Annotated in this window: 30 protein-coding genes; 15 read left to right on the top strand and 15 right to left on the bottom strand. The window is 64.0% G+C overall.

Going from position 1 to position 25,890, the window contains the following annotated elements:
• Positions 1-264: 264 nt before the first annotated feature.
• Positions 265-477 carry a hypothetical protein gene (locus IGW04_RS14715; RefSeq protein ID WP_194713836.1) on the top strand — a complete coding sequence of 71 codons (213 nt, stop codon included), beginning with the start codon at positions 265-267 and terminating at the stop codon, positions 475-477.
• Positions 478-555: 78 nt separating this feature from the next.
• Positions 556-801, top strand: a complete 246-nt coding sequence (locus IGW04_RS14720; protein ID WP_194713837.1) for a hypothetical protein — start codon at positions 556-558, stop codon at positions 799-801.
• Between the two features lie 169 nt (positions 802-970).
• On the opposite strand, the gene IGW04_RS14725 is transcribed toward IGW04_RS14720, so the two are convergent.
• The 8 genes from IGW04_RS14725 to IGW04_RS14760 form a co-directional block, all read right to left on the bottom strand.
• The gene (locus IGW04_RS14725) at positions 971-1,846 is read right to left on the bottom strand and encodes a peptidase (protein WP_194713838.1); all 876 of its coding nucleotides are present in this window, start codon (positions 1,844-1,846) and stop codon (positions 971-973) included.
• 63 nt (positions 1,847-1,909) lie between these two features.
• Positions 1,910-2,707, bottom strand: coding sequence for a transglutaminase family protein (locus IGW04_RS14730; protein ID WP_194713839.1), 798 nt, complete (start codon positions 2,705-2,707; stop codon positions 1,910-1,912).
• Between the two features lie 4 nt (positions 2,708-2,711).
• Positions 2,712-3,683 (bottom strand): alpha-E domain-containing protein, encoded by a 972-nt coding sequence (locus IGW04_RS14735; RefSeq protein ID WP_194713840.1) that lies wholly within the window; start codon positions 3,681-3,683, stop codon positions 2,712-2,714.
• 1 nt (position 3,684) lies between these two features.
• Positions 3,685-5,100, bottom strand: a complete 1,416-nt coding sequence (locus tag IGW04_RS14740) for a circularly permuted type 2 ATP-grasp protein (RefSeq protein ID WP_194713841.1) — start codon at positions 5,098-5,100, stop codon at positions 3,685-3,687.
• A gap of 68 nt (positions 5,101-5,168) precedes the next feature.
• Positions 5,169-7,211 carry a sodium:solute symporter family protein gene (locus tag IGW04_RS14745; RefSeq protein WP_194713842.1) on the bottom strand — a complete coding sequence of 681 codons (2,043 nt, stop codon included), beginning with the start codon at positions 7,209-7,211 and terminating at the stop codon, positions 5,169-5,171.
• Positions 7,201-7,470 (bottom strand): DUF4212 domain-containing protein, encoded by a 270-nt coding sequence (locus IGW04_RS14750; protein WP_194713843.1) that lies wholly within the window; start codon positions 7,468-7,470, stop codon positions 7,201-7,203. The genes IGW04_RS14745 and IGW04_RS14750 overlap by 11 nt, the downstream gene beginning before the upstream one ends.
• Entirely contained in the window at positions 7,460-8,974 is a 1,515-nt protein-coding gene (locus tag IGW04_RS14755) for a sensor histidine kinase (RefSeq protein WP_194713844.1), read from the bottom strand. The genes IGW04_RS14750 and IGW04_RS14755 overlap by 11 nt, the downstream gene beginning before the upstream one ends.
• 5 nt (positions 8,975-8,979) lie before the next feature.
• Positions 8,980-9,678, bottom strand: coding sequence for a response regulator transcription factor (locus IGW04_RS14760; protein ID WP_194713845.1), 699 nt, complete (start codon positions 9,676-9,678; stop codon positions 8,980-8,982).
• Positions 9,679-9,927: 249 nt separating this feature from the next.
• Between IGW04_RS14760 and recA the strand changes: the two genes are divergently transcribed.
• On the top strand, positions 9,928-11,016 hold the full coding sequence (recA, locus tag IGW04_RS14765; RefSeq protein ID WP_194713846.1) for a recombinase RecA: 1,089 nt from the start codon (positions 9,928-9,930) through the stop codon (positions 11,014-11,016).
• A gap of 448 nt (positions 11,017-11,464) precedes the next feature.
• Here the strand turns inward: recA and IGW04_RS14770 are convergent, their stop codons facing one another.
• Entirely contained in the window at positions 11,465-11,743 is a 279-nt protein-coding gene (locus tag IGW04_RS14770) for a hypothetical protein (RefSeq protein WP_194713847.1), read from the bottom strand.
• Between the two features lie 15 nt (positions 11,744-11,758).
• Positions 11,759-12,646, bottom strand: coding sequence for an RMD1 family protein (locus tag IGW04_RS14775; RefSeq protein ID WP_194713848.1), 888 nt, complete (start codon positions 12,644-12,646; stop codon positions 11,759-11,761).
• A 160-nt stretch (positions 12,647-12,806) separates the two neighbouring features.
• Here IGW04_RS14775 and IGW04_RS14780 point away from each other — a divergent pair, with 160 nt between their 5' ends.
• The 4 genes from IGW04_RS14780 (at position 12,807) to IGW04_RS14795 (ending at position 14,881) form a co-directional block, all read left to right on the top strand.
• A complete protein-coding gene (locus tag IGW04_RS14780; RefSeq protein ID WP_407672127.1) occupies positions 12,807-13,307 on the top strand; it encodes a methylated-DNA--[protein]-cysteine S-methyltransferase in 501 nt (166 codons plus the stop codon).
• The gene (xerD, locus tag IGW04_RS14785; RefSeq protein ID WP_194713850.1) at positions 13,307-14,218 is read left to right on the top strand and encodes a site-specific tyrosine recombinase XerD; all 912 of its coding nucleotides are present in this window, start codon (positions 13,307-13,309) and stop codon (positions 14,216-14,218) included. The genes IGW04_RS14780 and xerD overlap by 1 nt, the downstream gene beginning before the upstream one ends.
• A gap of 16 nt (positions 14,219-14,234) precedes the next feature.
• Positions 14,235-14,621, top strand: a complete 387-nt coding sequence (locus IGW04_RS14790; RefSeq protein WP_194713894.1) for a DUF488 domain-containing protein — start codon at positions 14,235-14,237, stop codon at positions 14,619-14,621.
• 62 nt (positions 14,622-14,683) lie between these two features.
• Entirely contained in the window at positions 14,684-14,881 is a 198-nt protein-coding gene (locus IGW04_RS14795; protein WP_194713851.1) for a hypothetical protein, read from the top strand.
• A gap of 5 nt (positions 14,882-14,886) precedes the next feature.
• On the opposite strand, the gene IGW04_RS14800 is transcribed toward IGW04_RS14795, so the two are convergent.
• Complete coding sequence (locus IGW04_RS14800) at positions 14,887-15,843, bottom strand: endonuclease/exonuclease/phosphatase family protein (protein WP_194713852.1); 957 nt, start codon at positions 15,841-15,843, stop codon at positions 14,887-14,889.
• Positions 15,844-15,879: 36 nt separating this feature from the next.
• Between IGW04_RS14800 and IGW04_RS14805 the strand changes: the two genes are divergently transcribed.
• The gene (locus IGW04_RS14805; RefSeq protein WP_194713853.1) at positions 15,880-16,374 is read left to right on the top strand and encodes an aminoacyl-tRNA deacylase; all 495 of its coding nucleotides are present in this window, start codon (positions 15,880-15,882) and stop codon (positions 16,372-16,374) included.
• 36 nt (positions 16,375-16,410) lie between these two features.
• Positions 16,411-17,016: a glycerol-3-phosphate 1-O-acyltransferase PlsY gene (plsY, locus tag IGW04_RS14810; protein ID WP_194713854.1), complete on the top strand. Its 606-nt coding sequence runs from the start codon at positions 16,411-16,413 to the stop codon at positions 17,014-17,016.
• 75 nt (positions 17,017-17,091) lie between these two features.
• Here the strand turns inward: plsY and tsaD are convergent, their stop codons facing one another.
• Positions 17,092-18,117, bottom strand: a complete 1,026-nt coding sequence (tsaD, locus tag IGW04_RS14815; protein WP_194713855.1) for a tRNA (adenosine(37)-N6)-threonylcarbamoyltransferase complex transferase subunit TsaD — start codon at positions 18,115-18,117, stop codon at positions 17,092-17,094.
• Positions 18,118-18,205: 88 nt separating this feature from the next.
• On the opposite strand from tsaD, the gene IGW04_RS14820 reads away from it, so the two are divergent.
• From IGW04_RS14820 to IGW04_RS14835, 4 genes are all read left to right on the top strand, one after another.
• Positions 18,206-18,829, top strand: a complete 624-nt coding sequence (locus tag IGW04_RS14820) for an ANTAR domain-containing response regulator (RefSeq protein WP_194713856.1) — start codon at positions 18,206-18,208, stop codon at positions 18,827-18,829.
• 317 nt (positions 18,830-19,146) lie between these two features.
• Positions 19,147-20,358 (top strand): CmpA/NrtA family ABC transporter substrate-binding protein, encoded by a 1,212-nt coding sequence (locus IGW04_RS14825; protein ID WP_228527114.1) that lies wholly within the window; start codon positions 19,147-19,149, stop codon positions 20,356-20,358.
• Between the two features lie 28 nt (positions 20,359-20,386).
• The gene (ntrB, locus tag IGW04_RS14830; RefSeq protein WP_194713858.1) at positions 20,387-21,310 is read left to right on the top strand and encodes a nitrate ABC transporter permease; all 924 of its coding nucleotides are present in this window, start codon (positions 20,387-20,389) and stop codon (positions 21,308-21,310) included.
• Positions 21,311-21,320: 10 nt separating this feature from the next.
• Positions 21,321-22,127, top strand: coding sequence for an ABC transporter ATP-binding protein (locus IGW04_RS14835; protein WP_194713859.1), 807 nt, complete (start codon positions 21,321-21,323; stop codon positions 22,125-22,127).
• A 19-nt stretch (positions 22,128-22,146) separates the two neighbouring features.
• Here the strand turns inward: IGW04_RS14835 and IGW04_RS14840 are convergent, their stop codons facing one another.
• From IGW04_RS14840 to thiD, 3 genes are all read right to left on the bottom strand, one after another.
• A complete protein-coding gene (locus IGW04_RS14840) occupies positions 22,147-22,797 on the bottom strand; it encodes a DUF4136 domain-containing protein (protein WP_194713860.1) in 651 nt (216 codons plus the stop codon).
• 99 nt (positions 22,798-22,896) lie between these two features.
• Positions 22,897-24,180, bottom strand: a complete 1,284-nt coding sequence (hemL, locus tag IGW04_RS14845; RefSeq protein ID WP_194713861.1) for a glutamate-1-semialdehyde 2,1-aminomutase — start codon at positions 24,178-24,180, stop codon at positions 22,897-22,899.
• Between the two features lie 56 nt (positions 24,181-24,236).
• Complete coding sequence (gene thiD / locus IGW04_RS14850; protein ID WP_194713862.1) at positions 24,237-25,061, bottom strand: bifunctional hydroxymethylpyrimidine kinase/phosphomethylpyrimidine kinase; 825 nt, start codon at positions 25,059-25,061, stop codon at positions 24,237-24,239.
• Positions 25,062-25,156: 95 nt separating this feature from the next.
• Between thiD and IGW04_RS14855 the strand changes: the two genes are divergently transcribed.
• Both IGW04_RS14855 and IGW04_RS14860 read left to right on the top strand, forming a co-directional pair.
• On the top strand, positions 25,157-25,309 hold the full coding sequence (locus IGW04_RS14855) for a rubredoxin (protein WP_194713895.1): 153 nt from the start codon (positions 25,157-25,159) through the stop codon (positions 25,307-25,309).
• 167 nt (positions 25,310-25,476) lie between these two features.
• Entirely contained in the window at positions 25,477-25,878 is a 402-nt protein-coding gene (locus tag IGW04_RS14860; RefSeq protein ID WP_194713863.1) for a response regulator, read from the top strand.
• Positions 25,879-25,890: the final 12 nt, after the last annotated feature.

A 25,890-nucleotide genomic window follows, 5' to 3' on the forward strand; every position in this document is an offset into this window, starting at 1 on the left:
AGTGCAGGCGGATGAACCGCCATGGCTTCTGCCGCCAAGCATGGCAGATATAGGACTGCCGGTCCGTATCTGCTGCGCCAGCCAGGGTATGCGGGCGGCTGCTTATTTACTAATAACGACCCCGAAAAGCGCTGCCTGGCGCGAGAAAAAACTGTCCTGGTTTCTTTCATTCATCCTGGTTCGTGATCCGTTGGCGATCAACTGCGACTGGCATCGCCGCGCAACGCATGCTGCCCTTATACCGATTCCTGCTCATAACATGCCATGAAACCGCGTTTCTTTGCGTGTGGCTGCGTTGGAAGCGTCATCAATCGCTTGCCATTTAAAGCCTCGCCCAATTGCAGGCTGGTGCCGGAAAGCCGGCGAGCGGTATTGCCGCTCCAATTCCCGGCTTCGCCCTTGCCGGAACAAATCCATCAGTTTCATCCGGCACATGACCAATCGGATTTGGCATTGCTTGCCCTTGCCGGGCATTGAACCCTTTTTAAACCAGCGGGTAACCTAGCCGTGGTTCGCACAGAACCGCTGCGCGACTCAACTATTAAGGGAAGATTTATGCTGGAAAAAAATGAAATGTCACATGACGAAACCGCCGGCGAGCGTTATGGACTTTTAACTGATGCCGCTCTGGACAGCATTGCCGCCGGCTTCGATGACGAATTGGCACACCTGTTTGCGAAAAAAATGCTCGCGGATATGGAGAAAGCTGGTTTCGGTCCGACGCCCGAAAAAAAGGCAGCAGCGGAAGAATATTTTTTTCAGGCCTACAAGCTTGTTGAGGAAATCAAGCATCCAGCCTGATTGTTCCTGAGCTCGTGCCTGCCTTGCCGTTGGCACCAGGAATGAACGGCAGCATGCGCTGACCCGATTGCGCGCCGCTCATGCAAACCAGCGGCGCGCATCATTTCTTCATATCCCAGCGGTGCGTCATGGACGCTTGAAGCAAAGGTGACTTGGCGACACTGCCATCTCAATGCTGCCCGCCACCATTCTCCTGCGCCACGCTCTGCAGCGGCGCAGCCTCATTCCCCGCCACCCGCAACTCCTCCGGAGGCTGTATCCGCACCGGATAGCTGCGGTCGCCCGCCAGTGACAGCGCCACCGGCTGCGCCGGGTCCGGCGCATTCCAGACCGGGTCCTCGATGCCTTCGAAGATGTGCTTCAGCTGTTCGCCCCAGATGCCGCGGATCATCTGGAAGTATTTATTCTTCTCGGTGATCTTGACGAAGCGCCGGATCGCCAGCGAGCCGGATTCATAGACCAAGAGGTCCAGCGGCAGGCCGACCGACACGTTCGAACGCAGCGTGGAATCCATCGAGATCAGCGCGCACTTGGCGGCTTCGTCCAGGCTGCTGGCCGGCGTGATCACGCGGTCGATGATGGGCTTGCCGTATTTCGACTCGCCGATCTGGAAGTAGGGGTTCTCATCATGAGATTCGATGAAGTTGCCGGCGGAGTAGACCTGGAACAGCCGGCAGTTCTCGTTGCCGATCTGGCCGCCGAAGATCATGCGCACGTTGAAGTCGATGCCGAACTGCTCCAGCGCCTTGGCGTCGCGGGCATAGACGATGCGGATCGCCTCGCCGACGATCTGCGCTGCCTCGTACATGTTGCCCACGGTCCAGATGGTCTTGCCGTCCGGCGTCACATGGTCGCTGATCACCTGGCGTATCGCCTGCGACAGCGACAGGTTGCCCGAGGTCATCAGCACCATCACCCGGTCGCCCGGGTTCTCGAAGGCGTACATCTTGCGGAAGGTGCCGACATTGTCGATGCCGGCATTGGTGCGGGAGTCGGACAGGAAAACCAGTCCCTCGTGGAGACGCATGGCGACGCAGTAAGTCATGATCGCAGTAAGAGATCCAAAAAAAAAGATTGTACCGCAGCAACCTTTGGGCCCGTCCAGCTCCTAGCGCCGCACCACACTGACGCGTACCTCCAGCGATTCCATGCCGCCGCCCTGCCTGACGCCCCGCACCGGCGCCGCCGAATCGTAGTCGCGGCCGATGGCGAGCCGGCAGTAGTGGGTATTCTGGTAGCAGGCATGCGTGACGTCGAAGCTGGCCCATCCCTGGAAGCTGCCGTCATCCACCCACATGTCCACCCATGCATGGCTCTCTGCATGGTCGCTGGTGCCGGGGTCAATATACCCTGATACGTAACGCGCCGGGATGCCTTGCACATGGCAGCAGGCCAGAAAAAGATGCGCATGGTCCTGGCATACGCCCTCGCCCAGCTTCAGTGCGTCGGCGGCGGTGGTGGTGACTTCGGTTGCACCGCTGCGGTACGAAACTGCACCATTGATGGCCTCGGCCAGCGCCAGCGCGGCGCGGCTGTCCTTGCCCTGCAGATGGCGGCGGGCAAAGTCGGCAACGTCTTCCGGCGCCTCGGTGAGCCGGGTAGTGACGGTGTAGACCAGCGGCGACAGCCTGTCCTGGTCGTCCAGCCGGCCGCGGTCGAGTTCCTCCACTTCCAGCGTGCCATTGGCGACGATGCGGATTTCATCATGCATGCCGGTGACGGTCAGGATATGCGCCCGGTTGCCGTAGGCGTCGAGGTAGTCGTGGCAGCTGCCCGGCGCGTTGACCCGCCAGTCGCGCACCTTCTGGTGCGGCTCGGAACGGGGCGTCAGGCGCAGCTGCTGGATGGTGTAGGACATCGGCGCCGTATACCGGTAGATGGTTTCGTGCTTGATGGAGAGGATCATGGCGTCATGCGCTTATCGGAAGGAGGAAGTCGCGGCTGACCCGGTTGCCCAGTTCATTGATGTCGGCCAGGAAGCGTTCGAGGTAGTCATGCAGGCCCTGCTCGAGAATGTCGTCGATGTTGGCGAATTTCAGCTGCGCATGCAGGCGCCCGGCAAAGCGCTCGGTCCGGGCCGAGTTGTCGTTGGCGACATTCCCCAGGTTGGCCACCACTTCCTCCAGGCAGCCCAGCAGCGAGCGCGGCATGTCCGCGCGCAGCATCAGCAGTTCGGCCACCCGCGCCGGCGTGATCACGTCGCGGTAGACCTTGCGGTAGATCTCGAACGCCGACACCGAGCGCAGGATCGCCGCCCAGTAATAGAAATCGCGCTGCGCATCCTGGACAGTGGGTTCGCCCAGGTCGCCGGATGGGCTGCCCTGCTTGGCGCCGTGGAACTTCACGTCGAGTATCCGGGCGGTGTTGTCGGCGCGCTCCAGATGGGTGCCGAGCCGGATGAAGTAGAAGGCCTCGTCCTTCAGCATGGTGCCGATGGTGACGCCGCGCGACAGGTGGGAGCGGTACTTCACCCATTCGAAGAAGGGGCTGGGGTCGTCGCGCAGGCTGCGGTTCCTGAGCTGGTTCTGCAGTTCCAGCCAGGTGGTGTTGTGGGTTTCCCAGACCTCGGTGGTGAGCGTGCCGCGCACGGCGCGCGCATTCTCGCGGGCGCTGGCCAGGCAGGACACGATGGAGGACGGATTGGCCGGGTCGCGTGTCATGAAGTCGATCACGTCGGGCGCGCTGATGCGCGGGTACTTGGCGTGGAAGTCTTCTTCCAGCTCGGAGATGCCGAGCATGGCGCGCCAGCCGCGCTCGGTGGCGTCGGCCGACTGCGGCAGCAGGGCGGTCTGGACGTTCACGTCCAGCATGCGGGCGGTGTTCTCGGCGCGTTCGGTATAGCGCGCCATCCAGAACAGATGGTCTGCGGTGCGGCTCAGCATGTCATTCCTCCAGTATCCAGGTGTCCTTGGTGCCGCCGCCCTGCGACGAATTCACCACCAGCGAGCCTTCCTTCAGCGCCACCCGCGTGAGGCCGCCCGGCACCATGGACACGGTCTTGCCGGACAACACGAAGGGACGCAGGTCTATATGGCGCGGCGCGATGCCGGCATTGACGAAGGTCGGGCAGGCCGACAGCGCCAGCGTAGGCTGCGCGATGTAGCCTTCGGGCCGGGCGATGATGCGCTGGCGGAATGCCTCGATCTCCGCTTTGGTGGAGGCCGGCCCGACCAGCATGCCGTAGCCGCCGGCGCCGTGCACTTCCTTGACTACCAGCTCCTGCAGGTTCGCCAGCGTATAGGCAAGATCGTCCTTCTTGCGGCATTGCCAGGTCGGCACGTTGTTCAGTATCGGCTCTTCCGACAGGTAGAAGCGGATCATGTCGGGCACATACGGATAGATCGACTTGTCGTCGGCCACGCCGGTGCCGATCGCATTGGCCAGCGTGACGCGGCCGGCGCGGTACACCGACAGCAGGCCCGGCACGCCCAGCGTGGAGTCGGCCTTGAAGGACAGCGGGTCGAGGTAGTCGTCGTCGATGCGGCGATAGATCACGTCGACCCGGCGCGGGCCGCGCGTGGTGCGCATGTACACCGCGTTGTCGTTGACGAACAGGTCCTTTCCCTCCACCAGCTCCACGCCCATCTGCTGCGCCAGGAAGGCATGCTCGAAGTAGGCCGAGTTGTACATGCCGGGCGTCATCACCACCACGGTCGGGTCGGTCACGCCCAGCGGCGCCACCGAGCGCAGGTTGTCCAGCAGCAGGTCGGGATAATGCTCGACCGGCGCCACCTTGTAGCGGGCGAAGAGTTCGGGGAACAGCCGCATCATCATCTTGCGGTCTTCCAGCATGTAGGACACGCCTGACGGCACCCGAAGGTTATCTTCCAGCACATAGAACTCGCCTTCGCCGGCGCGCACCAGGTCGATGCCGGCGATATGGGCGTAGATGTCGGAAGCGACCGAAATGCCCTGCACCTCGGGCCGGTACTGCGCATTGCGGAACACCTGCTCGGCCGGCATGATGCCGGCGCGGACGATGTTCTGGTCGTGGTAGATGTCGTGGATGAACATGTTGAGCGCGGTCACGCGCTGCACCAGGCCGGCTTCCATGCCTTTCCATTCCTGCGCGGTGATGATGCGCGAAATGATGTCGAACGGGATCAGCCGCTCGGTGCCGGCGTCGTCGCCATAGACCGCGAAGGTGATGCCAACCCGGCGAAAGATCAGGTCAGCCTCGGCCCGCTTGCGGGCCAGGGTCTCCGGCGACTGCTCGGATAGCCAGGCGGCGAATTCGCGATAGTGCGCGCGCACATCGCCTGAGCCGCCGGCATACATCTCATCAAAAAACGTTGGCATGATTGCTCCGCTGTGTTTGCCATCTGGCTTTGGGTACGACCTAACAAGAAACATGCCAGCAGGAAGCGCTAAGGCATTCTTAGTTGGTCAATAAAGGCTTGGGTGCGTTGATCGGGCGGATCGGTCAGCAAGCTCACCAGCGCCAGCGCGATACAGCCGGCCGGCACGCCGAACACGCCCGCCGAGATCGGCGCGATATGGAACCATTGCGCGGCTGACGTGCCGCCCAGTGAAGGATTGGTATGCAGCATGTAAAAAACACATACGCCAAAGCCGGTCAGCATGCCGGCGATGGCACCCGGTTGATTGGCGCGGCGCCAGAAAACGCCCGCCACCAGCGCCGGGAACAGCGTCGAGGCCGCCAGCGAGAACGCGGCGCCCACCAGCGACAGGATGTCGCCCGGCTTCAGCGATGCCGCATAGGCGGCGATCAGCGCCACCACCAGCAGCAGCAGCTTGGAGATGGTGACGCGCTTCTGGGTCGAGGCTTTCGGGTCCAGCGTCTTGAAATACACATCATGCGACAGCGCATTGGAGATGGTCAGCAGCAGGCCGTCGGCGGTGGACAGCGCGGCGGCCAGGCCGCCGGCGGCGATCAGGCCCGAGATCACATAGGGCAGGCCGGCGATCTCGGGCGTTGCCAGCACCACCATGTCGCCGTCGATTGCGATCTCGGCCAGCTGCACGATGCCGTCGCCGTTGATGTCGGCAATCTGCACCAGCGGCCGCAGCTTGTCGATGCTGGCCCAGTACGACACCCAGGCCGGCAGTTTTGAAAATTCTGAACCGACCAGCGAGCTGTAGATGTCGTATTTCACCAGCACCGCCAGGGCCGGCACCGCGGTATAGATCAGCATGATGAACAGCAGCGTCCAGAACACCGAATGGCGGGTGGACGACACCGATGGCGTCGTGTAATAGCGCACCAGCACATGGGGCAGGGCGGCGGTGCCCATCATCAGGCACAGCACCAGGGCCAGGAAATTGTTGCGCCGGATGTCCGAGCTTTCCCTGTCCGGGCCGGGGAATGGCTGCACATGCGAGGTCACTGGCGCAGCGCGCGCCAGGTCGGCGGCCCGTTCCTCGGTCCAGACGCGCTGCGCTTCGATGCTGTCCTTCGGATAGTTGGCCAGCGCGCGCGAGGCGGCGCGGATTTCCAGCAGCGAGGCATTGCCGGTCTTGAGCTGCTCCACCCGGCGCTGCGCCTGCAGCCTGCCGTCTTCCCAGGAATGCGGCAGGCCGGCCAGCCTGACCGTGTAGTCGTCGGCGCGCTTTCTGAACACGGCCCGCACTTCCTCCTCGGTCGGGTCGGCGGCCAGCAGCGCCTCGCGCTCGGACAGCTTGGCCAGCGCCGAGCCGTAGGCGATCTGCGGCACCGGCACCGCGGTGTGCTTGGCCGACAGCCATACCACCGGAATCATGTAGGCGACCAGGATGATGATGTACTGCGCGATCTGGGTCCAGGTGATGGCGCGCATGCCGCCGAGGAAGGAGCAGACCAGGATGCTGGCCAGGCCGAGGAAGATGCCGATCGAGAAATCGATGCCGGTGAAGCGCGAGGTGATCAGGCCCACGCCGTAGATCTGCGCCACCACGTAGGTGAAGGAAATCAGGATGGTGGCCAGCACCGCGAGCATGCGGATCAGGTTGCCGTTGTAGCGGCCCGGATAGCGCGCCGCCAGGAAGTCCGGGATGGTGTACTGGCCGAAGCGGCGCAGAAAGGGCGCGATCAGCAGCGCCACCAGCACGTAGCCGCCGGTCCAGCCCATGATGTAGGCCAGGCCGTCGAAACCCTGCAGGTAGAGGCCGCCGGCCAGGCTGATGAAGCTGGCCGCCGAGATCCAGTCGGCGGCGGTGGCCATGCCGTTGAAGACGGCCGGCACGCGGCGTCCGGCGACGTAGTATTCGGAGACGTCGGAGGTGCGGCTGATCACGCCGATGCCGGCATACAGCACGATGGTGGAGAAAATGAAAAGGTAGCCGATCCAGGTGCGCGGGAAGCCTTCCTTTTCCAGGATGGCCAGGGCCACCAGGAACAGGATGAAGCCGGCGGTGTAGAGCAGGTAGTAGCGGCTGAGCTGGCGGGCGTAGCTGCGTGGCTTATCCGCCATGGCTGTCCTCGCCGAAGCGCGCGTCGAGCCGGCGCATGCGCAGCGCATAGAAGCCGACGATGGCCAGGTAGATCAGGATGGCGCCCTGGGCTGCCAGGTAGAAGGACACCGACCAGCCGAACAGGGTCAGGCCGGCCAGTTCACGCGCAAAGAAGATCACGGCAAAGGTCACGCCCAGCCACAGGGCCAGCAGCATGCCGGTCAGGCGGCGGACATGGCGCCAGTAGGCGGCGCGGCGGTTGGCATCTCTATGCACCATCTGAAACGGACTCCTCGGCCGCGGCCGGCTTTTCCTGCAGCGCCAGCGATACCCGGAACAGCGAACCGGGATGCGCCTTGTCATTGCTGTGCGGGTTGTTATAGATCTCGACCTCGGCGCCGTGCTGCTGCGCGATCTCGCGCACGATGGCCAGCCCCAGGCCGCTGCCCTCGGTATGGCTGCCCAGTATGCGGTAGAAGCGCTCGAACACATGGGCGCGTTCGGCCGGCGCGATGCCGGGGCCGGTATCCTCCACTTCCATGATCGCCAGCCTCCGTTCGCGGTCGGCGCGCACCCGCACGGTGACGGCGCCGCCGGCCGGCGTGTAATGCAGCGCATTGTCGATCAGGTTGCCCAGCAGTTCGCGCAGCATGGTCGGATTGCCGCTGACCATCAGCGGATGGCCGGGCTGCTCGAAGCCCAGGTCGATGCGCCGCGCAAAGGAGAGCTGCACCCAGTCATGCACCACGTTGCGCGCCAGTTCGGACAGTTCGATCGGCATGAATGGGTAAGCCTGCGGCGACTGGTTCTCGGCCCGGGCCAGCGCCAGCAGCTGGTTGACCAGGCGGGTGGCCGACTCCGAACTCTTGGCCAGCTGCTCCAGCGAGCGGTGTATCTCGTCGGCGCTGGTCTGGCGCAGCGCCAGTTCGGACTGCATGCGCATGCCGGCCAGCGGCGTCTTCATCTGGTGCGCGGCATCGGCGATGAAGCGCTTCTGCATCTGCAGGCTTTGCGACAGTTGCTCCAGCATGTAGTTGAGCGAGCCGACCAGCGGCGTGATCTCTTCCGGCACATGGCTCGAATCGATGGGGGAGAGGTCGTCGGTGCGGCGGGCGCGGATGTGCTGCTGCAGCTCGGCCAGCGGTTTCAGGCCGCGCGACAGCGCGAACCACACCAGTGCCAGCGCAATCGGCAGGATGATGAATTCCGGCAGGATCACGCCCTTGATGATCTGATTGGCCAGTTCGGCGCGCTTGTCCAGGGTTTCGCCGACCTGCACCAGCGCCAGCCGGCGCTCCGCATCGGGCGCGCTCGGCGGCAGGGTCACATAGACATAGGCAATGCGGATGTCGGTGTTGCGCACGGTCGCATGGCGCAACTGCACTGACCACGGCGACACCTCTTCCTCTTCCCTGGGCGCAGGCAGCTCGAAGTCGCCGTCGATCACCGCGCCGTCCGGCGAGCGCACCTGGTAATAGACATTGTCGACATCATCGGCGCGCAGCAGGTCGCGCGCGGCCGCCGGCAGCGGCACCGTCAGCCGGCCATTGATCTCCTTGACCTGCTGCGCCAGCACGGTCACCCGGTCGTCCAGCGCGCGGTCGAACGGCTGGTTGGCGATGTTCTTGGCCACCACATAGGTGATGGCGATGCTGATGGGCCACAGCAGCAGCAGCGGCACCAGCATCCAGTCCAGGATCTCGCCAAACAGCGAGCGCTGCATGGTCTCTTCCGCTTCGTCGAACCCGGTGGTCGCGGAGGCGGGCGGCGGCGCCGGTTTCATCCCTGTCAACTGGCGGGGGCAGGCGGATGGGCGGCTTCGCTGTACTTCTCCAGGCAGTAGCCCAGCCCGCGCACGGTGGCGATGCGCACGCCGCCGGTCTCGATCTTCTTCCTCAGCCGGTGCACATAGACCTCGATCGCATTGTTGCTGACTTCCTCGCCCCATTCGCACATGTGGTCCACCAGCTGTTCCTTGGACACCAGGCGGCCGGTGCGCTGCAGCAGCACTTCCAGCAGGCCCAGCTCGCGCGCCGACAGGTCCAGCATCTGGTCATTGATGTAGGCGATGCGGCCGACCTGGTCGTAGCACAGCGGCCCATGCCGGATCACGGTCGGCCCGCCGCCGACGCCGCGCCGCACCAGTGCCCGCACCCGCGCCTCCAGCTCGGACAGGGCAAACGGCTTGGCCATGAAGTCGTCGGCGCCGAGGTCCAGGCCCTTGACCCGCTGGTCTACGGAGTCGTTGGCGGTCAGGATCAGCACCGGCAGCCGGGAGTTGCGCGCCCGTAGCCGCCGCAGCACTTCCAGGCCGCTCATCCTTGGCAGGCCAAGGTCGAGGATCAGCAGGTCGAAATCCTGGGTGGAAAGTGCGGAATCGGCTTCCTGGCCGGACTTGACGCAGTCGGTCGCATAGCCCGACTGGCGCAGGGAACGGGTCAGGCCATCGGCCAGTACGCCGTCATCTTCAGCTAACAGAATACGCATGGTGAAACGGTGTCCCCTCTAGTTGGCGCCAGTCTATTGTCTTTTTGTCTACCCGGCAATAAATCAGGCGAACATCGAACAACTATCAATGATTCGGCAGATTTTCAGCGAACATTTAGTGTACTGTCTCGGTCCATAAAAAACCCAGGTTTAGCTTGCATAAAGTACTGGATTTTTGTACAGTACTGGCTGTGAAATAAATTCGTTGAATCAGACTATCCATCGTTGATCTCACGCTGAAAGAAATTTATGGACGACAAGAAAGCAGCAATCTCCGGCTCGGACAAATCCAAGGCACTTGCTGCCGCGCTGGCCCAGATCGAAAAGCAGTTTGGCAAGGGCTCCGTCATGCGCATGGCTGACGGCGCGGTGGTCGAGGAAGTGCAGACCGTTTCCACCGGTTCGCTGGGACTGGACATTGCGCTGGGCGTAGGCGGCCTGCCGCGCGGCCGGGTAGTGGAAATCTACGGTCCGGAATCCTCGGGCAAGACCACGCTGACGCTGCAGACCATTGCGCAGATGCAGAAAATGGGCGGCACCTGCGCCTTCATCGACGCCGAGCATGCGCTGGACGTGGTGTATGCGCAGAAGCTGGGCATCAACCTGCAGGACCTGCTGATTTCCCAGCCGGACACCGGCGAGCAGGCACTGGAAATTTGCGATGCGCTGGTGCGTTCCGGCGGCGTTGACCTGATCGTTGTCGACTCGGTGGCGGCACTGACGCCGCGCGCCGAAATCGAAGGCGACATGGGTGACTCCCTGCCTGGCCTGCAGGCCCGCCTGATGTCGCAAGCGCTGCGCAAGCTGACCGGCTCGATCAACCGCACCAACACCCTGGTGATCTTCATCAACCAGATCCGCATGAAGATCGGCGTGATGTTCGGCAACCCGGAAACCACCACCGGCGGCAATGCGCTGAAGTTCTATGCGTCGGTGCGCCTGGACATTCGCCGTACCGGCTCGATCAAATCGGGCGATGAAGTGATCGGCAATGAAACCAAGGTCAAGGTCGTGAAGAACAAGATTGCGCCGCCGTTCAAGGAAGCGCACTTCGACATCCTGTACGGAGAAGGCACCTCGCGCGAAGGCGAGATCCTGGACCTGGGCGCGGATGCAAAGATCATCGAGAAGTCGGGCGCCTGGTACAGCTACAACGGCGAGCGCATCGGCCAGGGCAAGGACAATGCACGCAACTTCCTGAAAGAGCGTCCGGAACTGGCGCTGGAAATCGAAAACAAGGTGCGTGCTTCGCTGGGCGTACCGCTGTTGCCGGTGCCGAAGGGTGCGGAAGCAGGCAAGGCTGCGCGTGAAGTGAAGGAAGCCGGCGCTGCCGAGTAAGGTGGAAAAGGGTGGCGATCTGTGATCGCTGCATTTCTTTACAAGCCAGTTGCTTGGGATAGAGAAGCCTGCTGGAGACAGCGGGCTTCTTTCATTTCTGGAAGGCTTAGAGAAATGGCGATGAACGAAAGCGGCACTTGCGGTCGCGGTTTAGGTTTCGGTTGCTTTTGAAGTCCGCGCAGCGACCGTTGCCATTGCTTTTGAAGTGGTATCTGCAGTTGTAGTAGCCGTTGCCGTGAAGTCCCGTTGATCGAAGGCGGGAAGCCCACACGACAAGACTGACAAGCGGCAATTCTTCTGCAATCAGTATGTCGGCTTGTTGCTTCTGTATTTCTTCAACCCGACCCTAAGAACACTGCGCTGCATGCGCAAGCTCACCGACCTGGAGTGCGTGCAGCGCCGGCTGAAATGTCATCGCGTTTCGCTCAGCTCGCTGTCGGAAGCGGGATCAGCCTTCGATGCCGAGCCAGTGCGCGAGATTTTCAGGGAATTGAGCGCGCAAATGCCGGCAGCGCCCATGTCCAACCAGCACAACGCCTTGCGCACGCTGACTGCCGTCGAAGGCAGCTTGTTGCCGGCCTTGCCGCGCATGATGTGGGGATTGTGGCTCAACGAGCATCACCATGCGGCGAGGCTGCATTTGCATTTCGAAGTGGCACGCGGCATCCCGGCCGATGCCAGCATCACCACCGGACAAGGTTCGGAAGTGCGTCAACTGCGTCAGCATTTCCAGGCCGGGCGCCTAGTGGCCGAAATGCCCATACAGCGACACCACCAGCTCCATCACGATCAGCGCCACGATGTACCACTCGACCCGGTGCGAACTCTTGTAGCGGACCGTCTCCAGCAGCGTTTCGGCAGTGCGCACCAGCGTGGCCAGCTTGCGCTCCAGCGCCTTGGCGCGGTCGATGATTTCATAGTCGCCTTCGAGCCGCGCATGCAGTCCTTCAAGGTGGCTGTTGCTCCATAACAGCTCGGGCTTGTCCATCACCTCGGCTCGGCTGGTCAGCCTGTGTTCCGACAGCAGCATGTTGCCCACTGCCCGCATCAGTTCCTGGGAGCGCACCGAGAAGCGGCCGTCGTCGGCCAGGTCCTGCGCCAAGGGTTCGATGCGGTCGAATTCGCCGGCCGAGCGGCGTTCCTGGAAGGACAGCATGGCCGCCTTGGACATCACTTCGGCCAGCAGCTGCAGCCGGTCGCGGTCGGCCGCATGGATGTGGATGGCATTGCCAACCGGGCCTTCATGGGTTTCCGGGTCGACGATGACAGTCGCCTTTTCCTCGGCCAGCGCGTCGCCCTTGCCCGAACTGGCGGGACCGATGCTGGCCATCAGCCATTCGCGGTCGCCGGCTTCCTCGGCGAAGAAGGCCACCGCGCCATAGCGGAAGATGGCCGCCACGCCGGCGCCGGGCAGGCGCACCATCAGCGGCGACTGCGCCACCATCGGCAGGTGGGCCAGCGCCTTGATGTCGATGCGCTCGGCGACGATGGCCACGGCGGCGGTGAATTCGGTGGCGGCAATCAGCGGCTTGCCCTCGCGGCGCACGATGCGCTGGGTGCGGGACCGGCGACGGCCAGCGCGCGGCGTCCAGTTGATCGCGGGCCGGTGCGGGATGGATGGCTGGGTCATTGTTCTTCTCCCGTAAATGAAAACGCGTTCCTGCTCAGTAACGTGGCGTGCCGGCAGGTATGCAGCCCTGTTGCGCTGCCTTTCTACTGTAGCGCATGCCTGATGAAAGCTTTACCCTCCGGCGCAAGCCTTGCCGGTGCCGCGCGCCCATTTTTCCTTTATGCTGGCGGCCATGCCGATTCCCTCGATTTTCTCCGCCGTCGTGCCGGCCCCGTTTGGCGCGATGGGCGTGCGCACCGACCATGGCCTGGTGCGTGAACTGGTGTACCTGCCGCCATCCCATGCGCTGCTGGACCCGGTCGATGACCTGGCCGGACAGGTCGCGCGCCAGCTGCAACGCTATTTCGCCGACCCTGAATTCCGCTTCGACCTGCCGCTGCAGGCAGCCGGCACGCCATTCCAGCAAAAGGTCTGGTCCGCGATCTCCGCCATTCCGCCCGGCCGGGTGCGCACCTATGGCGACATCGCCCGCCTGCTCGGCTCGGCGCCGCGCGCGGTGGGCCAGGCCTGCGGCGCCAACTGGTTTCCGCTGGCGGTGCCGTGCCACCGCGTCACCGCGGCCGGCGGGCTGGGCGGCTTTGCCAACAGCGCCGACGCCGATGGCTTTCACCTGCGGGTCAAGCGCTGGCTGCTGGCCCATGAAGGCGTGGAGGGCTACTGATGGAGCAGGCAGCAAAGGCGCTCGCAAGCCAGCCGCAGATCGATGCCTTCTGCGACACCCTGTGGCTGGAAGACGGCCTGGCGAAGAACACCCTGGAAGCCTACCGGCGCGACCTCACCCTGTTTGCGGTTTGGCTGGAAGCCGAGCACGGCAAGCCGCTGGACGCGGCGGGCGCGCCGGAACTCAACGGCTATTTCGCCGCCCGCCATGCCGACAGCCGCGCCACCTCGTCGAACCGCCGGCTGGCGGTGCTGCGGCGCTATTACCAGATGGCGCTGCGGCAGAACCGCATTGCCATCGACCCCTGCCTGCGCATGCGTTCGGCGCGCCAGCCGCAGCGTTTCCCCAAGACATTGTCGGAGGCCCAGGTCGAGGCGCTGCTGGCCGCGCCCGACACCGGCACGCCGCTGGGCCTGCGCGACCGCACCATGCTGGAACTGATGTATGCCAGTGGCCTGCGGGTATCGGAACTGGTGCTGCTCAAATCCATGGAAGTCGGCATGAACGAAGGCGTGCTGCGCATCACCGGCAAGGGCGACAAGACGCGGCTGGTGCCGTTCGGCGACGAGGCGCGCGGCTGGATCGAGCGTTACCTGAAGGAAGCGCGCGGCGCCATCCTGAACGGGCAGACCGATGACGCCCTGTTCGTCACTGCCCGCGGCGGCGCGATGACCCGGCAGATGTTCTGGATACTGATCAAGAAACATGCGTTGAAGGCCGGCATCAATGCGCCGCTGTCGCCGCATACCCTGCGCCATGCCTTCGCCACCCATCTGCTCAACCATGGCGCCGACCTGCGGGTGGTGCAGTTGCTGCTGGGCCATGCCGACATTTCCACCACCCAGATCTATACCCACGTCGCCCGCGAGCGTCTGAAGCTGCTGCATGCGCAGCATCATCCCCGCGGCTGACGAAATGATTGGCGCCATGGCGATCCGCATCGTCCGTCTCGGCAGCCCGCGCGTGCAAGGCGAGGGCTTGCGGCTGGGCACCGTGCGGCGTCCGCCGCGCGGCGTGCCCAAGGCCGACTTCGCCCGGCGCGACTTCTACGACGTCTGGCTGCCGCTGCTCTCGCCTGAACCGGAACTGGTGAAAACCTGGCTGCAGGCGGAGGATGACGCCTCTCTATCCCGCTGCCGCAGGCACTTCATCGCCCAGATGAACAAGCCCGACGCCGCCCGCCTGCTCGACCTGCTGGCGGCGCTGTCGCACCAGACCGCCTTGTCCCTGGGCTGCTACTGCGTCGACCCGGCCCGCTGCCACCGCACCGTATTGCGCGATCTCCTTATTGAGCGTGGAGCGATTATCGAATAAAAGTTCGGCATGCTACGATGCTGGGACAGCCCACCCAGTAGTCCTTCATCGGAGAGAACGTCGTGGCGAAAACCAATTTTCAGTATGAGAAGCGGCAGAAAGAGCTTGAAAAGAAGCGCAAGAAGGAAGAGAAGCTGAAGCGCAAGCAGGAGCGCGGAAGCGAAAGCGGCGAGAGTGGCGAGAGTGGCGATACCCAGGCCAGCGGCACGGAAGCGCTGCCCGAGCCGGTGGAACACGATTCCCAGACCGAAACGCCCTGATCCGGTTACCGCTGGAACAGGCGCAGCCTGACCAGCACCGCGCCGTGGTCGGAGGTTTCGGGGGCGCGGAAAATGACATGGTCATTCAGGTAGGCCACGTCGAGCACTTCACCCAGCGCATGCTTTGATGCCGGATTGAACTCCTCCGAGACCAGCACATGGTCGATGGTCTCAAAGTTGCCGTCATGCACATGGGTATAGCCGACATCGCGCAGCGGGTCGCGCCGTGACTGCAGCCGGTAGCATTCAAACATCCGTTCGTCATGGCCATTCAAACCACGGCCGCCGCCCAGCGCCATCTGGGTCGGCACCGCGTCGGCCACATCATTGAAGTCGCCCATCACCATCATCGGCAGGCGCCGGCCGGCGGCGAAGTCGGTCAGCAGGTAGCGCAGGCCCAGCGCTTCGGCGCCGCGCCGCACCATGGATCGCAATACCGCCGCGCCGACGCTGGCGGGATCGGTTTCATTGTCATCGGTCCGGTAGTCAGGTCGCTTGGATTTGAGGTGGACCACAAAAATCGTCAGCGCCAGTCCAGGCGCCAGCAGGACCGGCACCTGCAGCACCGGCCGGGTGAAGCGGGTCATGGCTTCCTTCAGGTCCAGCAGCGGCACCGCCAAGCCACGCGGCAGGTCCACATGCTTGACGGGCTCGCCGGCCAGCGGCAGCCGGGTGACCAGCGCAACGCTGGGTGTAAGCTTGCCCGGCTCGGGCTCGAAGCCGATATGGACGGCATCGCGGTAGCGTTCGCTGCGGGCCATCACGTCCCTGACCGCGTCCTGCGAAAACACTTCCTGCAGGGCAATGACATCGGCGTCGAGCCGGTCGAACTGGCGCGCCAGCCAGTCGATCTTGGCGCCGTACTGCGCTTCGGTATAGGGTTCGATGCCGTCGTAGAAGCGCAGGCCGGGACGGGCGAGGTTCAGGACGTTAAAGGTCGCCAGGCGAATTTCCTGTTGCATAATACCTCACCAAAATTTCGAATGAGCGTATCACGCATGAGCAGGAAAGAGCATATCTCCGAGACCCCGGCCACCCAGTATCTGCGGCGCCAGCGCATTGTGTTCTCGGAACATCCCTATCAGTACGAGGAACATGGCGGCACCACGGTGTCGGCGCGCGAGCTGGGCGTGAATGAACACCAGGTGGTCAAGACCCTGGTGATGCAGGACGAGGCCGGCAAGCCGCTGATCGTGCTGATGCACGGCGACTGCAAGGTGTCGACCAAGAACCTGGCGCGCCAGATCGGCTGCAAGTCGGTCGAACCCTGCGCGCCCGAGGTTGCGCAGCGGCATTCCGGCTACCAGGTCGGCGGCACCTCGCCGTTCGGCACCCGCAAGGCCATGCCGGTATATGTCGAACAGGGCATCCTCGGGCTGGAGCGGATCTACATCAACGGCGGCCGGCGCGGCTACCTGGTCGGCCTCGATCCGGCCGTTCTCCCTGCGATACTCCCGGTGACCGCTGTATCATGCGCGCTGGCCGGGCAATAGCCGGCTCCGACACCATCAATAAGACCCAGGGAGTCTATGTATACCGTTTTGTTCGCCGTTGCCGCCTATCTGATCGGCTCCATTTCCTTTGCCGTGGTTTGCAGCCGGCTGTTCGGCATCGCCGACCCGCGCACCTACGGCTCGAAAAATCCGGGCGCCACCAATGTGCTGCGCAGCGGCAACAAGAAGGCGGCAATCGCCACGCTGATCGGCGACTGCGCAAAGGGCTGGTTCGCGGTCTGGCTGGCCATCCGCCTCGCGCCGCAGTTCGGCGTGGAAGAGGGCGGCATTGCGCTGGTGGCGATCGCGGTCTTTCTCGGCCATCTGTGGCCGGTGTTTTTCCGTTTCGTCGGCGGCAAGGGCGTGGCCACCGCGCTCGGCGTGTTGCTGGGCCTGAATGTCTGGCTGGGACTGGGAACGCTGGCCACCTGGCTGATCATCGCCTATGCCTTCCGCTATTCTTCGCTGGCGGCGCTGGTGGCCAGCCTGTTTGCGCCGTTCTTCTATGTGCTGCTGTTCGGCGTCGATGTGCAATTGCTGGCGGTGGTGGCGATGAGCGTGCTGCTGGTTTATCGCCATGGCAAGAATATTGCCAACCTGATCAGCGGCAAGGAAAGCCGCATCGGCAGCAAGAAGTCGTAGCGGCTGTTCTGGCAGCCGTGCTGGATCACGGTCCATCGCAGGCGCCGGCAGGCGGCATCTGCGCCGGCCCTGGCCTCAGATCCTCAGTTCATCCAGCGGCCAGCGCGGCCGCACATTGAAGGCATAGTCCTTCTGCGCCGCTTCCGGCTGCAATTGCAGCCGCATCGCGCCGGCAAAGGCGATCATCGCCCCGTTGTCGGTGCAGAACTCCAGTTCCGGGTAAAACACCCGGAAGCGTTTTTTCGCCGCCGCCGCATTCAGTGCTTCCCGCAACTGCCGGTTGGCGCCGACGCCGCCGGCGATCACCAGTCGCTTCAGCCCGGTCTGCTTCAGCGCCGCCAGGCACTTCGCCACCAGCACTTCCACGATCGCATCGACGAAGGCGCGCGCCACATTGGCCTTGTCCTGCTCGCAGATATTGGTGATGTTGTTCTTCACCAGCGTCAGCACCGCGGTCTTGAGCCCGGAAAAGCTGAAATTGAGGTTCTTCGAATGCAGCATCGGCCGCGGCAGGGTATAGACGCCCGGATCGCCGAATTCCGCCAGCCGCGAAATCGCCGGACCGCCCGGATAACCCAGGCCCAGCAGCTTGGCCGACTTGTCGAACGCCTCGCCGGCCGCATCGTCCACCGTCTCGCCCAGGAGCGTGTAGCGGCCAACGCCATCGACCCGCATCAGCTGGGTATGGCCGCCCGATACCAGCAATGCGACGAAGGGAAATTCCGGCGGCTCGCTGGCCAGCAGCGGCGACAGCAGGTGGCCTTCCAGGTGATGCACGCCCAGCACCGGCTTGTCCAGCGCCAGGCCCAGCCCGCAGGCGACGGAAGCGCCGACCAGCAGCGCGCCGGCCAGGCCGGGGCCCTGGGTATAGGCGATCGCATCGATCGCATGGCGGTCGGTGCCGCCCTGGGCCAGCACCTGTTCCAGCAGCGGCAGCGCGCGCCGGATATGGTCGCGCGACGCCAGTTCCGGCACCACGCCGCCGTATTGTTCATGCATGGCCACCTGCGAATGCAAGGCATGGGACAGCAGGCCGCGCTGCGTGTCGTACAGGGCCAGGCCGGTTTCATCGCAGGAGGATTCGACGCCGAGGACTATCATTCAGAAGGACCGGAAGAGGGTGGCAAGCTTTTTGCAAAGCGGTATTGTAAAGGAAAGCGCCCCTGCGCTTATCAGACCCATGACCTCCATGACCGATTCGAAACTGCTGCGCATTGTCGTCGTCAATTCCCTGGTTCCCGCCGACGGCGCGGATGCCGCCGCCATCGAGCGGGCCGAGCGCGCCCGCACGCTGCGCATCAGCCTGCTCGAAGCCGGCTACAACATCCTGGCCGCGCTGCCGCCGGACGCCAGGCTGCAGGAGCAGATCGCCCACCTGCAGCCGGATGTGATCATCGTCGACGCCCAGTCCGACGCCGCGCTGAAGGAAGTGGTGTCGGCCACCACCAACGCGCCGCGGCCCATCATCTGCTTTTCCGAGGACGGCGACCGCGACCGCATGCATGCGGCGCTGGAGGCCGGCGTCTCGGCCTATGTCGCCGCCGGGCTGTCGGCGGACTGGGTCAAGGCCGTGCTGGACGTGGCGGTGGCGCGGTTCGAGGTCGACCGCAAGCTGCGCGACGAGCTCTCCGAAACCCGCATGAAGCTGGCCGAGCGCAAGGTGATCGAGCGCGCCAAGGGCCTGCTGATGGAGCGCCACCGCTGCAGCGAGGACGAGGCCTACCGCAAGCTGCGCCGCCTGGCCATGGACAAGAACCTGAAGCTGTCCGATGTGGCGCAGCGCATGATCGACGTGGCTGATCTACTCATTTAACCGCACCACCGCCGGGCCATGTTCCGGGCATGGCCTGCACTTTTCCCGCCGCCTTCCTCTTCTTCTCCTTTGAAAACCCGCGCTGTCCTGGTGCGTCGCACAGGCGCAGGGCAAATCACGCCTCGCGGTGAGGCAAACCGGTTTTCTACTGTGCTGGCATACCAATTGCTGTATGGCAGTGAGCGCCAAGGGAGGCGCACAACACGGTAGTGGGTCGCGGCCAATGGTGGCCGCGATCTTATGGGATCGCTCCCGTTTCTCGACGCAAGGAAGCCATGACAGCCAAAGCAGACAAATCATCATTGACCCGCCGCAGCATGCTCAAGGCGGGCGCCGCGGCCGGCCTCGCCGGCGCCTTTTCCGCGCTGTCCACCCGGGGCGCCTGGGCAGCCGGCTCGGACAAGCCGGAAAAGGAAGAGGTCAAGGTCGGCTTCATTCCGCTGACCGACTGCGCGTCGGTGGTGATGGCATCGGTGCTGGGCATCGACAAGAAGTACGGCATCAGGATCACGCCGTCCAAGGAGGCGTCCTGGCCGGGCGTGCGCGACAAGCTGGTCAACGGCGAACTCGATGCCGCCCATGTGCTGTATGGCCTCATCTATGGCGTGCACCTGGGCGTGTCGGGCCCGAAGAAGGACATGGCGGTGCTGATGACCCTCAATAACAATGGCCAGGCGATCACGCTGTCGAAGAAGCTGGCCGACAAGGGCGCAGTCGACGGCGCATCGCTGGCCAGGCTGATGAAAGCAGAGAAGCGCGAATACACCTTCGCCCAGACCTTCCCGACCGGCACCCATGCGATGTGGCTCTACTACTGGCTGGCGGCCAACGGCATCGATCCGATGAAGGATGCCAAGATCATCACCGTGCCGCCGCCGCAGATGGTGGCCAATATGCGGGTCGGCAACATGGACGGCTACTGCGTCGGCGAGCCCTGGGGCCATCGCGCCATCGCCGACGGCATTGGCATTACCGCCATCACCACGCAGGACATCTGGCGCGACCATCCCGAGAAGGTGCTGGGCACCAGCGCCGAGTGGGTGAAGAAATATCCGAACACGGCGCGCGCGCTGACCGCGGCGGTGCTGGAAGCAGGCAAGTGGATCGATGCATCGCTGTCGAACAAGAACAAGATGGCCGAAACAATCGCCGACAAGTCTTATGTGAACACCTCGGTGGACGTGATCAACCAGCGCATTCTCGGCCGCTACCAGAACGGCCTGGGCAAGACCTGGGACGACCCGAATCACATGAAGTTCTTCAACGACGGCGCGGTGAACTTCCCCTACCTGTCCGACGGCATGTGGTTCCTGACCCAGCAGAAGCGCTGGGGCCTGCTGAAGAACGATGTGGACTATCTGGCCGTGGCGAAGCAGATCAACCAGATCGACCTGTACAAGGACGCCGCCGGCATGGCCAAGGTCAGCGTGCCGAAGGACGCCATGCGCAGCAGCAAGCTGGTCGACGGCGCGGTATGGGACGGCAAGAATCCGCAGGCCTATGCGGCCTCCTTCAACATCAAGGTCTGATCGACCAACCGCCAGAACAGGAAACGCCATGAGCGCTGTGATGAAATCCCTCGACCCTGCCAATCCTCTCGCCTCGCCGGACGCGGCGAGCCCGGCCCCCCAGATCGCCGCAGCAGCCCCGGCGCAGAAGCCCGTGGCCCGCGCCAGGCCGGCCGGCATGTCCCTGCGGCTGCGGCTGCGCGCACTGGCCGGCGTGGTGCTGCCGCCCATGCTGGGCATGGGCTTCCTGGTGCTGATCTGGCAGATCGTCTCGGTCAGCAGCAGCGGCATCCCGTCGCCCTTGGCCACGCTGGAAGAGGCGGTGAAGATATTTTCCGACCCCTTCTACCGCAAGAGCCCGAATGACCAGGGCATAGGCTGGAACCTGCTGGCCTCGCTGCAGCGGGTGGCGGTGGGCTTCGGCCTGGCGGCCGCGGTGGGCATCCCGGCCGGCTTCCTGATCGGCCGCTTCCGCATCCTGGCCGCAATGTTCAATCCCCTCATCTCGATCCTGAAGCCGGTATCGCCGCTGGCCTGGCTGCCGATCGGCCTGCTGGTGTTCAAGGCCGCCAACCCGGCATCGATCTGGGCCATCTTCATCTGCTCGATCTGGCCCATGATCATCAACACCGCGGTCGGCGTGCAGCGGGTGCCGCAGGACTACATGAACGTGGCGCGGGTGCTGAACCTGTCGGAATGGAAGATCCTGACCCGCATCCTGTTCCCCTCGGTGCTGCCCTACATGCTGACCGGCGTGCGCCTGTCCATCGGCACCGCCTGGCTGGTGATCGTGGCGGCGGAAATGCTGACCGGCGGCGTTGGCATCGGCTTCTGGGTGTGGGACGAATGGAACAACCTCAATGTGCCGCACATCATCATCGCCATCTTTGCCATCGGCCTGGTCGGCCTGGTGCTGGAGCAGGCGCTGGTCATGTTGGCCCGCGCATTCACCTATGAAGATGTCAAGAACTGAGGACAGCACCATGGACAACCGTAAATTCATCGATATCCAGGACGCGCAGATGTCCTTCAACACCCGCAACGGCGTGTTCCAGGCGCTGCAGGACATCAACCTGACCGTGGCCAAGGGCGAATTCATCACACTGATCGGCCACTCGGGCTGCGGCAAGTCCACGCTGCTGAACCTGATCGCCGGCCTGCTCAAGGCCAGCGGCGGCGCGCTGCTGTGCGCCAACCGCGAGATCGCCGGCCCGGCGCCGGAACGGGCGGTGGTGTTCCAGAACCATTCGCTGCTGCCCTGGCTGACCTGCTTCGAAAACGTCTATCTGGCGGTGGAGCGGGTGTTCGGCGCCAGCGAGAGCCGCGCGCAGTTGAAGGAACGCGCCAATGCCGCGCTGGCGATGGTGGGCCTGGCCCATGCGGCGCAGAAGCGCCCGAATGAAATCTCCGGCGGGATGAAGCAGCGCGTCGGGATTGCCCGCGCGCTGTCCATGGAGCCCAAGGTGCTGCTGATGGACGAGCCCTTCGGCGCGCTCGATGCGCTGACCCGGGCCCATCTGCAGGACGAGCTGCTGAAGATCGTCGCCCGCACCAGCTCCACCGTGGTGATGGTGACCCATGATGTCGACGAGGCAGTGCTGCTGTCGGACCGTATCGTGATGATGACCAATGGCCCCGCGGCCACCATCGGCGAGATCTTGCAGGTGGAACTGGAGCGGCCGCGCGAACGGGTGGCGCTGGCGCAGGATGCGCGCTATTCGCAGTACCGCACCGCGGTGCTGGAATTCCTGTACCACCGGCAGGCGCATCCGGCACGGGAAGCGGCCTGATTGGCTGCGATTGCCCGGCTCAGTTGGTCGGCTCGACCTTCAGCTCCAGCACCCGCGGCACGCCGCTCGGTCCGGGAAAGTCGGCGAAGGCGCTCTTTACCATGGCCGGCATCACGGTCGCCAGCGTTGGCGTCTGGCCCTGGCTGTCGACCGTGACCTGATACAGGTTGCGGCCATCGGCGGCGCGGCTGATCGTGATCTTCAGTTGCCGGCTGTAGACCACGAAGCGCCGCTCGACCGGCTGCACCACCGGCGGGCCAAACCAGAACGGATCGGCGAACGGGCTGTAGAAGCCATAAGGATAGCGATACCGGCCGAAGAAGCCCGGACCGTACCAGGGATCGACAATCACCGGCTCCACCACCCGCAGGTCGCGCGCATCGACGTGGTAATCGAGGCTGACGTTCAGGCGGCCGCGGTCCGACTCGGAAAAGCCCAGGCGCTGCAATTCGGCGCGCACCAGGTTTTCGTAATTGCGGTATTCCAGGTCGTTGGCCTGCGCGGCGTCCCGCCGGAAGGTATAGCTTTTCTCGCCCGCTTCGGCCGGCCATTCATGAAACGCCGTAACCTCGCTGCGCACGATGGTGCCGGCGCAGCCGGAGAGCAGCAGCGCAAACAGAATGGACAGCCAGGGCAGAAGCCGCCGCGCCAGTTGGCCAGGAAGAGACATATCGGACTCCCTCATGCAGATGGATTATTCTGCGCCGCCCTCATGCCGCCTGCACAGCCATGGCCATGGCGGCATGAGGGCAAACAATGCCGCGCCGCGTCAGGCGATGGCGGCAAAGGCGGCGCGGGCCGCATCCAGGGTGGCATCCACCACCGCGTCGTCATGCTGCGCGGAGAGGAAGCCGGCCTCGAACGCCGATGGCGCCAGGTAGACGCCGGCATCGAGCATCGCATGGAAGAAGGCGTTGAAGGCGCTCTTGTCGCACTTCATCATCTCGGCATAGGAGCGCGGCACCGTCTGCGCAAAATAGATGCCGAACATGCCGCCCACCGAATCGCCGCAGAAGGCCACGCCGGCCGCACGCGCTGCTTCCGTCATGCCTGCCACCATGCGCGCGGTCTGCGCCGACAGTGCCTCGTGGAAGCCGGGCGCCTGGATCAGTTTCAGCGTCGTCATGCCGGCCGCCACCGCCACCGGATTGCCCGACAGGGTGCCGGCCTGGTACACGCCGCCCAGCGGAGCCAGGTGCTTCATGATGTCGGCGCGTCCGCCGAAGGCCGCCACCGGCAGTCCGCCGCCGATCACCTTGCCCAGTACCGTCATGTCCGGCGTGATCTTGTAGATCGACTGCGCGCCGCCCAGCGCCACGCGGAAGCCCGACATCACCTCGTCGAACACCAGCAGCGCGCCATGCTTGCTGCACAGGCGGCGCATGGTCTGCAGGAATTCCGGCGTGGCCGGCAGCAGGTTCATGTTGCCGGCCACCGGTTCGACGATCACGCAGGCAATGCGGTCGCCGACCTTGGCGAAGGTGTCCTCGAGCTGTTGCGGATCGTTGAAGTCGAGCACCATGGTGTGGCGGGCAAAGTCTTCCGGCACGCCCGACGAGGTCGGATTGCCGAAGGTCAGCAGGCCGCTGCCCGCCTTCACCAGCAGGGAATCGGCATGGCCGTGGTAGCAGCCTTCGAACTTCACCACCAGGTCGCGGCCGGTGGCGCCGCGCGCCAGGCGCAGCGCGCTCATTGCCGCCTCGGTGCCCGAGGACACCAGACGCACCTGCTCCAGCGACGGCACCAGCCGGCAAATTTCCTCGGCCATCTGCACCTCGCCCTCGGTCGGCGCGCCGAACGACAGGCCGCGCTCGGCCGCTTCCTGCACGGCCTTGATCACGGTCGGATGGGCATGGCCGACGATGGCCGGTCCCCAGGAGCCGATGTAGTCGATATAGCGGCGATCGTCGGCATCCCAGAAATAGGGGCCGGCGGCGCGGGTGATGAAGCGCGGCGTGCCGCCCACGGAACGGAAGGCGCGCACCGGGGAATTGACGCCGCCAGGCGTGGTGCGCTGGGCGCGTTCAAACAGGATGTCGTTGTTCGAAGTCATGGTAATCGCTTTATAAAGGTTGGCGGGACGGCTGCGGAGAAAGGGCAGAGGCGCGGTCAGGCCATTTCGTCCGTATCGCGGGCCCAGAACAGGCGGTCCGGTATCAGCTTGCCCATGCCCATCCGGCCGGCATGGGCCAGGGCGGCCACGATGAATTCCTGCGCTTCCAGCACGGCTTCCGGCACATCCAGGCCATTGGCCAGCATCGCGGCGATGGTAGCCGACAGCGTGCTGCCGGCGCCGCTGAAGGCGCCGGGCTGGCGCGCCCAGCTGTCGTGCCGCACGCGGCCGGACTCGTTGAACAGGCTGTTGGCCACCTTCTGCACCTCGTCCGGCGCATTGGTGACGAACACGTATTCGCAGCCCAGGTCCACCAGGTGCATCGCGTCGTCGGCCAGCATGTCGCGGTTGCTGGGTTCGCGCCAGGTTTCGGCCAGCCGCGACAATTCCACCGCCGACAGCAGCAGCAGGGTGGTCTGTGGCACCAGCAATTCGCGCACGGCCACCAGCAGGTCCTCGCCGTCGCTGCCGAGGTCGGGCATGCGGCTGGAGAAGGGGTCCAGCACCAGCGCAATGTCGGGGTAGTCGGAGACGATCTCGGCGATCACCGAGACATTCTCGATGCCGCCCAGGTAGCCGACCTTGAAGGCCGACACCGGCATGTCCTCCAGCATGACCCGCGCCTGGTCAGACACCCAGTCGGCCTCGATGGTCTGCGCATCCTCGACGCGGGCGGTATCGCCGACGGCAATCGCGGTAACGACGGAAAGGCCATGGCAGCCCATCGCGGCGAATGAAGCCAGGTCGGCCTGTATGCCGGTGGCGCCGACCGGATCGGCGACATTGAAGCTCATCACGAGCGGAGAAGTTTGGTTTTGCACAGGGACTAGATTAAGATATCCGACTTTGCATTTTACTTGAAGGGCAGTACACCGTGAGCAATGACACAACAGCCGCAACCGACTACAAAACCTGGATGTGCCTGATCTGTGGCTGGATCTATGACGAGGCCGAAGGCCTGCCGGAAGAGGGCATCGCCGCCGGCACACGCTGGGACCAGGTCCCGATGAACTGGACCTGCCCGGAATGCGGCGCCCGCAAGGAAGACTTTGAAATGGTCGCCGTTTAACAATGTGACATTGGCATATCGCGCATTCGTGCGATTGCCAGTAGCAATTTCCCAAGCATTCGCATAAATACCACGTCAGGGAATGATGGCCCCGTGATGCCGATTTAACGATCTTGCTTTTAGTCATGAATGCGCCGTATATTACGAAGCTTCAACAGGATGGCGCCATGACAACACCTACTGAAAACGTCGCCCTGAAAATCATGGTGATCGACGACAGCAGCACGATCCGACGGTCGGCAGAGATTTTCCTGGGGCAGGCAGGGTACCAGACCGTTCTGGCGGAAGACGGTTTCGACGCGCTGGCAAAAATGAATGACCACAATCCAGCCCTGATCTTCTGCGACATCCTGATGCCACGCCTGGACGGCTACCAGACATGCTCGCTGATCAGAAAAAGCGTGCGGTTCCATTCAACGCCCGTCGTGATGCTGTCCTCCAAGGACGGCCTGTTCGACCGTGCGCGCGGCGCCATGGTCGGCTCCAACGCCTATCTCACCAAGCCGTTCACCAAAGACAGCCTGCTGCGCACGGTGCGCGAATACACGGCAGCCGCGGTCTCCCGGTAGTGCACTCATTCC

Origin of the sequence: Noviherbaspirillum soli (assembly GCF_015352955.1) — a bacterium.
GTDB lineage: Bacteria > Pseudomonadota > Gammaproteobacteria > Burkholderiales > Burkholderiaceae_D > Noviherbaspirillum_A > Noviherbaspirillum_A soli.

Excerpts from the sequence above, each read along its gene's own strand:
- IGW04_RS14775 (WP_194713848.1), bottom strand. The coding sequence starts at position 12,646 with ATGACCCAGCCATCCATCCCGCACCGGCCCGCGATCAACTGGACGCCG.
- IGW04_RS14730 (WP_194713839.1), bottom strand. The coding sequence starts at position 2,707 with ATGATCCTCTCCATCAAGCACGAAACCATCTACCGGTATACGGCGCCG.
- recA (WP_194713846.1), top strand. The coding sequence starts at position 9,928 with ATGGACGACAAGAAAGCAGCAATCTCCGGCTCGGACAAATCCAAGGCA.
- plsY (WP_194713854.1), top strand. The coding sequence starts at position 16,411 with ATGTATACCGTTTTGTTCGCCGTTGCCGCCTATCTGATCGGCTCCATT.
- IGW04_RS14750 (WP_194713843.1), bottom strand. The coding sequence starts at position 7,470 with ATGGTGCATAGAGATGCCAACCGCCGCGCCGCCTACTGGCGCCATGTC.
- IGW04_RS14735 (WP_194713840.1), bottom strand. The coding sequence starts at position 3,683 with ATGCTGAGCCGCACCGCAGACCATCTGTTCTGGATGGCGCGCTATACC.
- IGW04_RS14725 (WP_194713838.1), bottom strand. The coding sequence starts at position 1,846 with ATGACTTACTGCGTCGCCATGCGTCTCCACGAGGGACTGGTTTTCCTG.
- xerD (WP_194713850.1), top strand. The coding sequence starts at position 13,307 with ATGGAGCAGGCAGCAAAGGCGCTCGCAAGCCAGCCGCAGATCGATGCC.
- IGW04_RS14715 (WP_194713836.1), top strand. The coding sequence starts at position 265 with ATGAAACCGCGTTTCTTTGCGTGTGGCTGCGTTGGAAGCGTCATCAAT.
- IGW04_RS14770 (WP_194713847.1), bottom strand. The coding sequence starts at position 11,743 with ATGCTGACGCAGTTGACGCACTTCCGAACCTTGTCCGGTGGTGATGCT.
- IGW04_RS14745 (WP_194713842.1), bottom strand. The coding sequence starts at position 7,211 with ATGGCGGATAAGCCACGCAGCTACGCCCGCCAGCTCAGCCGCTACTAC.
- IGW04_RS14860 (WP_194713863.1), top strand. The coding sequence starts at position 25,477 with ATGACAACACCTACTGAAAACGTCGCCCTGAAAATCATGGTGATCGAC.
- IGW04_RS14800 (WP_194713852.1), bottom strand. The coding sequence starts at position 15,843 with ATGCAACAGGAAATTCGCCTGGCGACCTTTAACGTCCTGAACCTCGCC.
- IGW04_RS14755 (WP_194713844.1), bottom strand. The coding sequence starts at position 8,974 with ATGAAACCGGCGCCGCCGCCCGCCTCCGCGACCACCGGGTTCGACGAA.
- tsaD (WP_194713855.1), bottom strand. The coding sequence starts at position 18,117 with ATGATAGTCCTCGGCGTCGAATCCTCCTGCGATGAAACCGGCCTGGCC.
- IGW04_RS14855 (WP_194713895.1), top strand. The coding sequence starts at position 25,157 with ATGTGCCTGATCTGTGGCTGGATCTATGACGAGGCCGAAGGCCTGCCG.
- IGW04_RS14760 (WP_194713845.1), bottom strand. The coding sequence starts at position 9,678 with ATGCGTATTCTGTTAGCTGAAGATGACGGCGTACTGGCCGATGGCCTG.
- IGW04_RS14840 (WP_194713860.1), bottom strand. The coding sequence starts at position 22,797 with ATGTCTCTTCCTGGCCAACTGGCGCGGCGGCTTCTGCCCTGGCTGTCC.
- IGW04_RS14825 (WP_228527114.1), top strand. The coding sequence starts at position 19,147 with ATGCTCAAGGCGGGCGCCGCGGCCGGCCTCGCCGGCGCCTTTTCCGCG.
- IGW04_RS14820 (WP_194713856.1), top strand. The coding sequence starts at position 18,206 with ATGACCGATTCGAAACTGCTGCGCATTGTCGTCGTCAATTCCCTGGTT.
- IGW04_RS14790 (WP_194713894.1), top strand. The coding sequence starts at position 14,235 with ATGGCGATCCGCATCGTCCGTCTCGGCAGCCCGCGCGTGCAAGGCGAG.
- IGW04_RS14720 (WP_194713837.1), top strand. The coding sequence starts at position 556 with ATGCTGGAAAAAAATGAAATGTCACATGACGAAACCGCCGGCGAGCGT.
- IGW04_RS14740 (WP_194713841.1), bottom strand. The coding sequence starts at position 5,100 with ATGCCAACGTTTTTTGATGAGATGTATGCCGGCGGCTCAGGCGATGTG.
- IGW04_RS14780 (WP_407672127.1), top strand. The coding sequence starts at position 12,807 with ATGCTGGCGGCCATGCCGATTCCCTCGATTTTCTCCGCCGTCGTGCCG.
- IGW04_RS14805 (WP_194713853.1), top strand. The coding sequence starts at position 15,880 with ATGAGCAGGAAAGAGCATATCTCCGAGACCCCGGCCACCCAGTATCTG.
- IGW04_RS14835 (WP_194713859.1), top strand. The coding sequence starts at position 21,321 with ATGGACAACCGTAAATTCATCGATATCCAGGACGCGCAGATGTCCTTC.
- hemL (WP_194713861.1), bottom strand. The coding sequence starts at position 24,180 with ATGACTTCGAACAACGACATCCTGTTTGAACGCGCCCAGCGCACCACG.
- ntrB (WP_194713858.1), top strand. The coding sequence starts at position 20,387 with ATGAGCGCTGTGATGAAATCCCTCGACCCTGCCAATCCTCTCGCCTCG.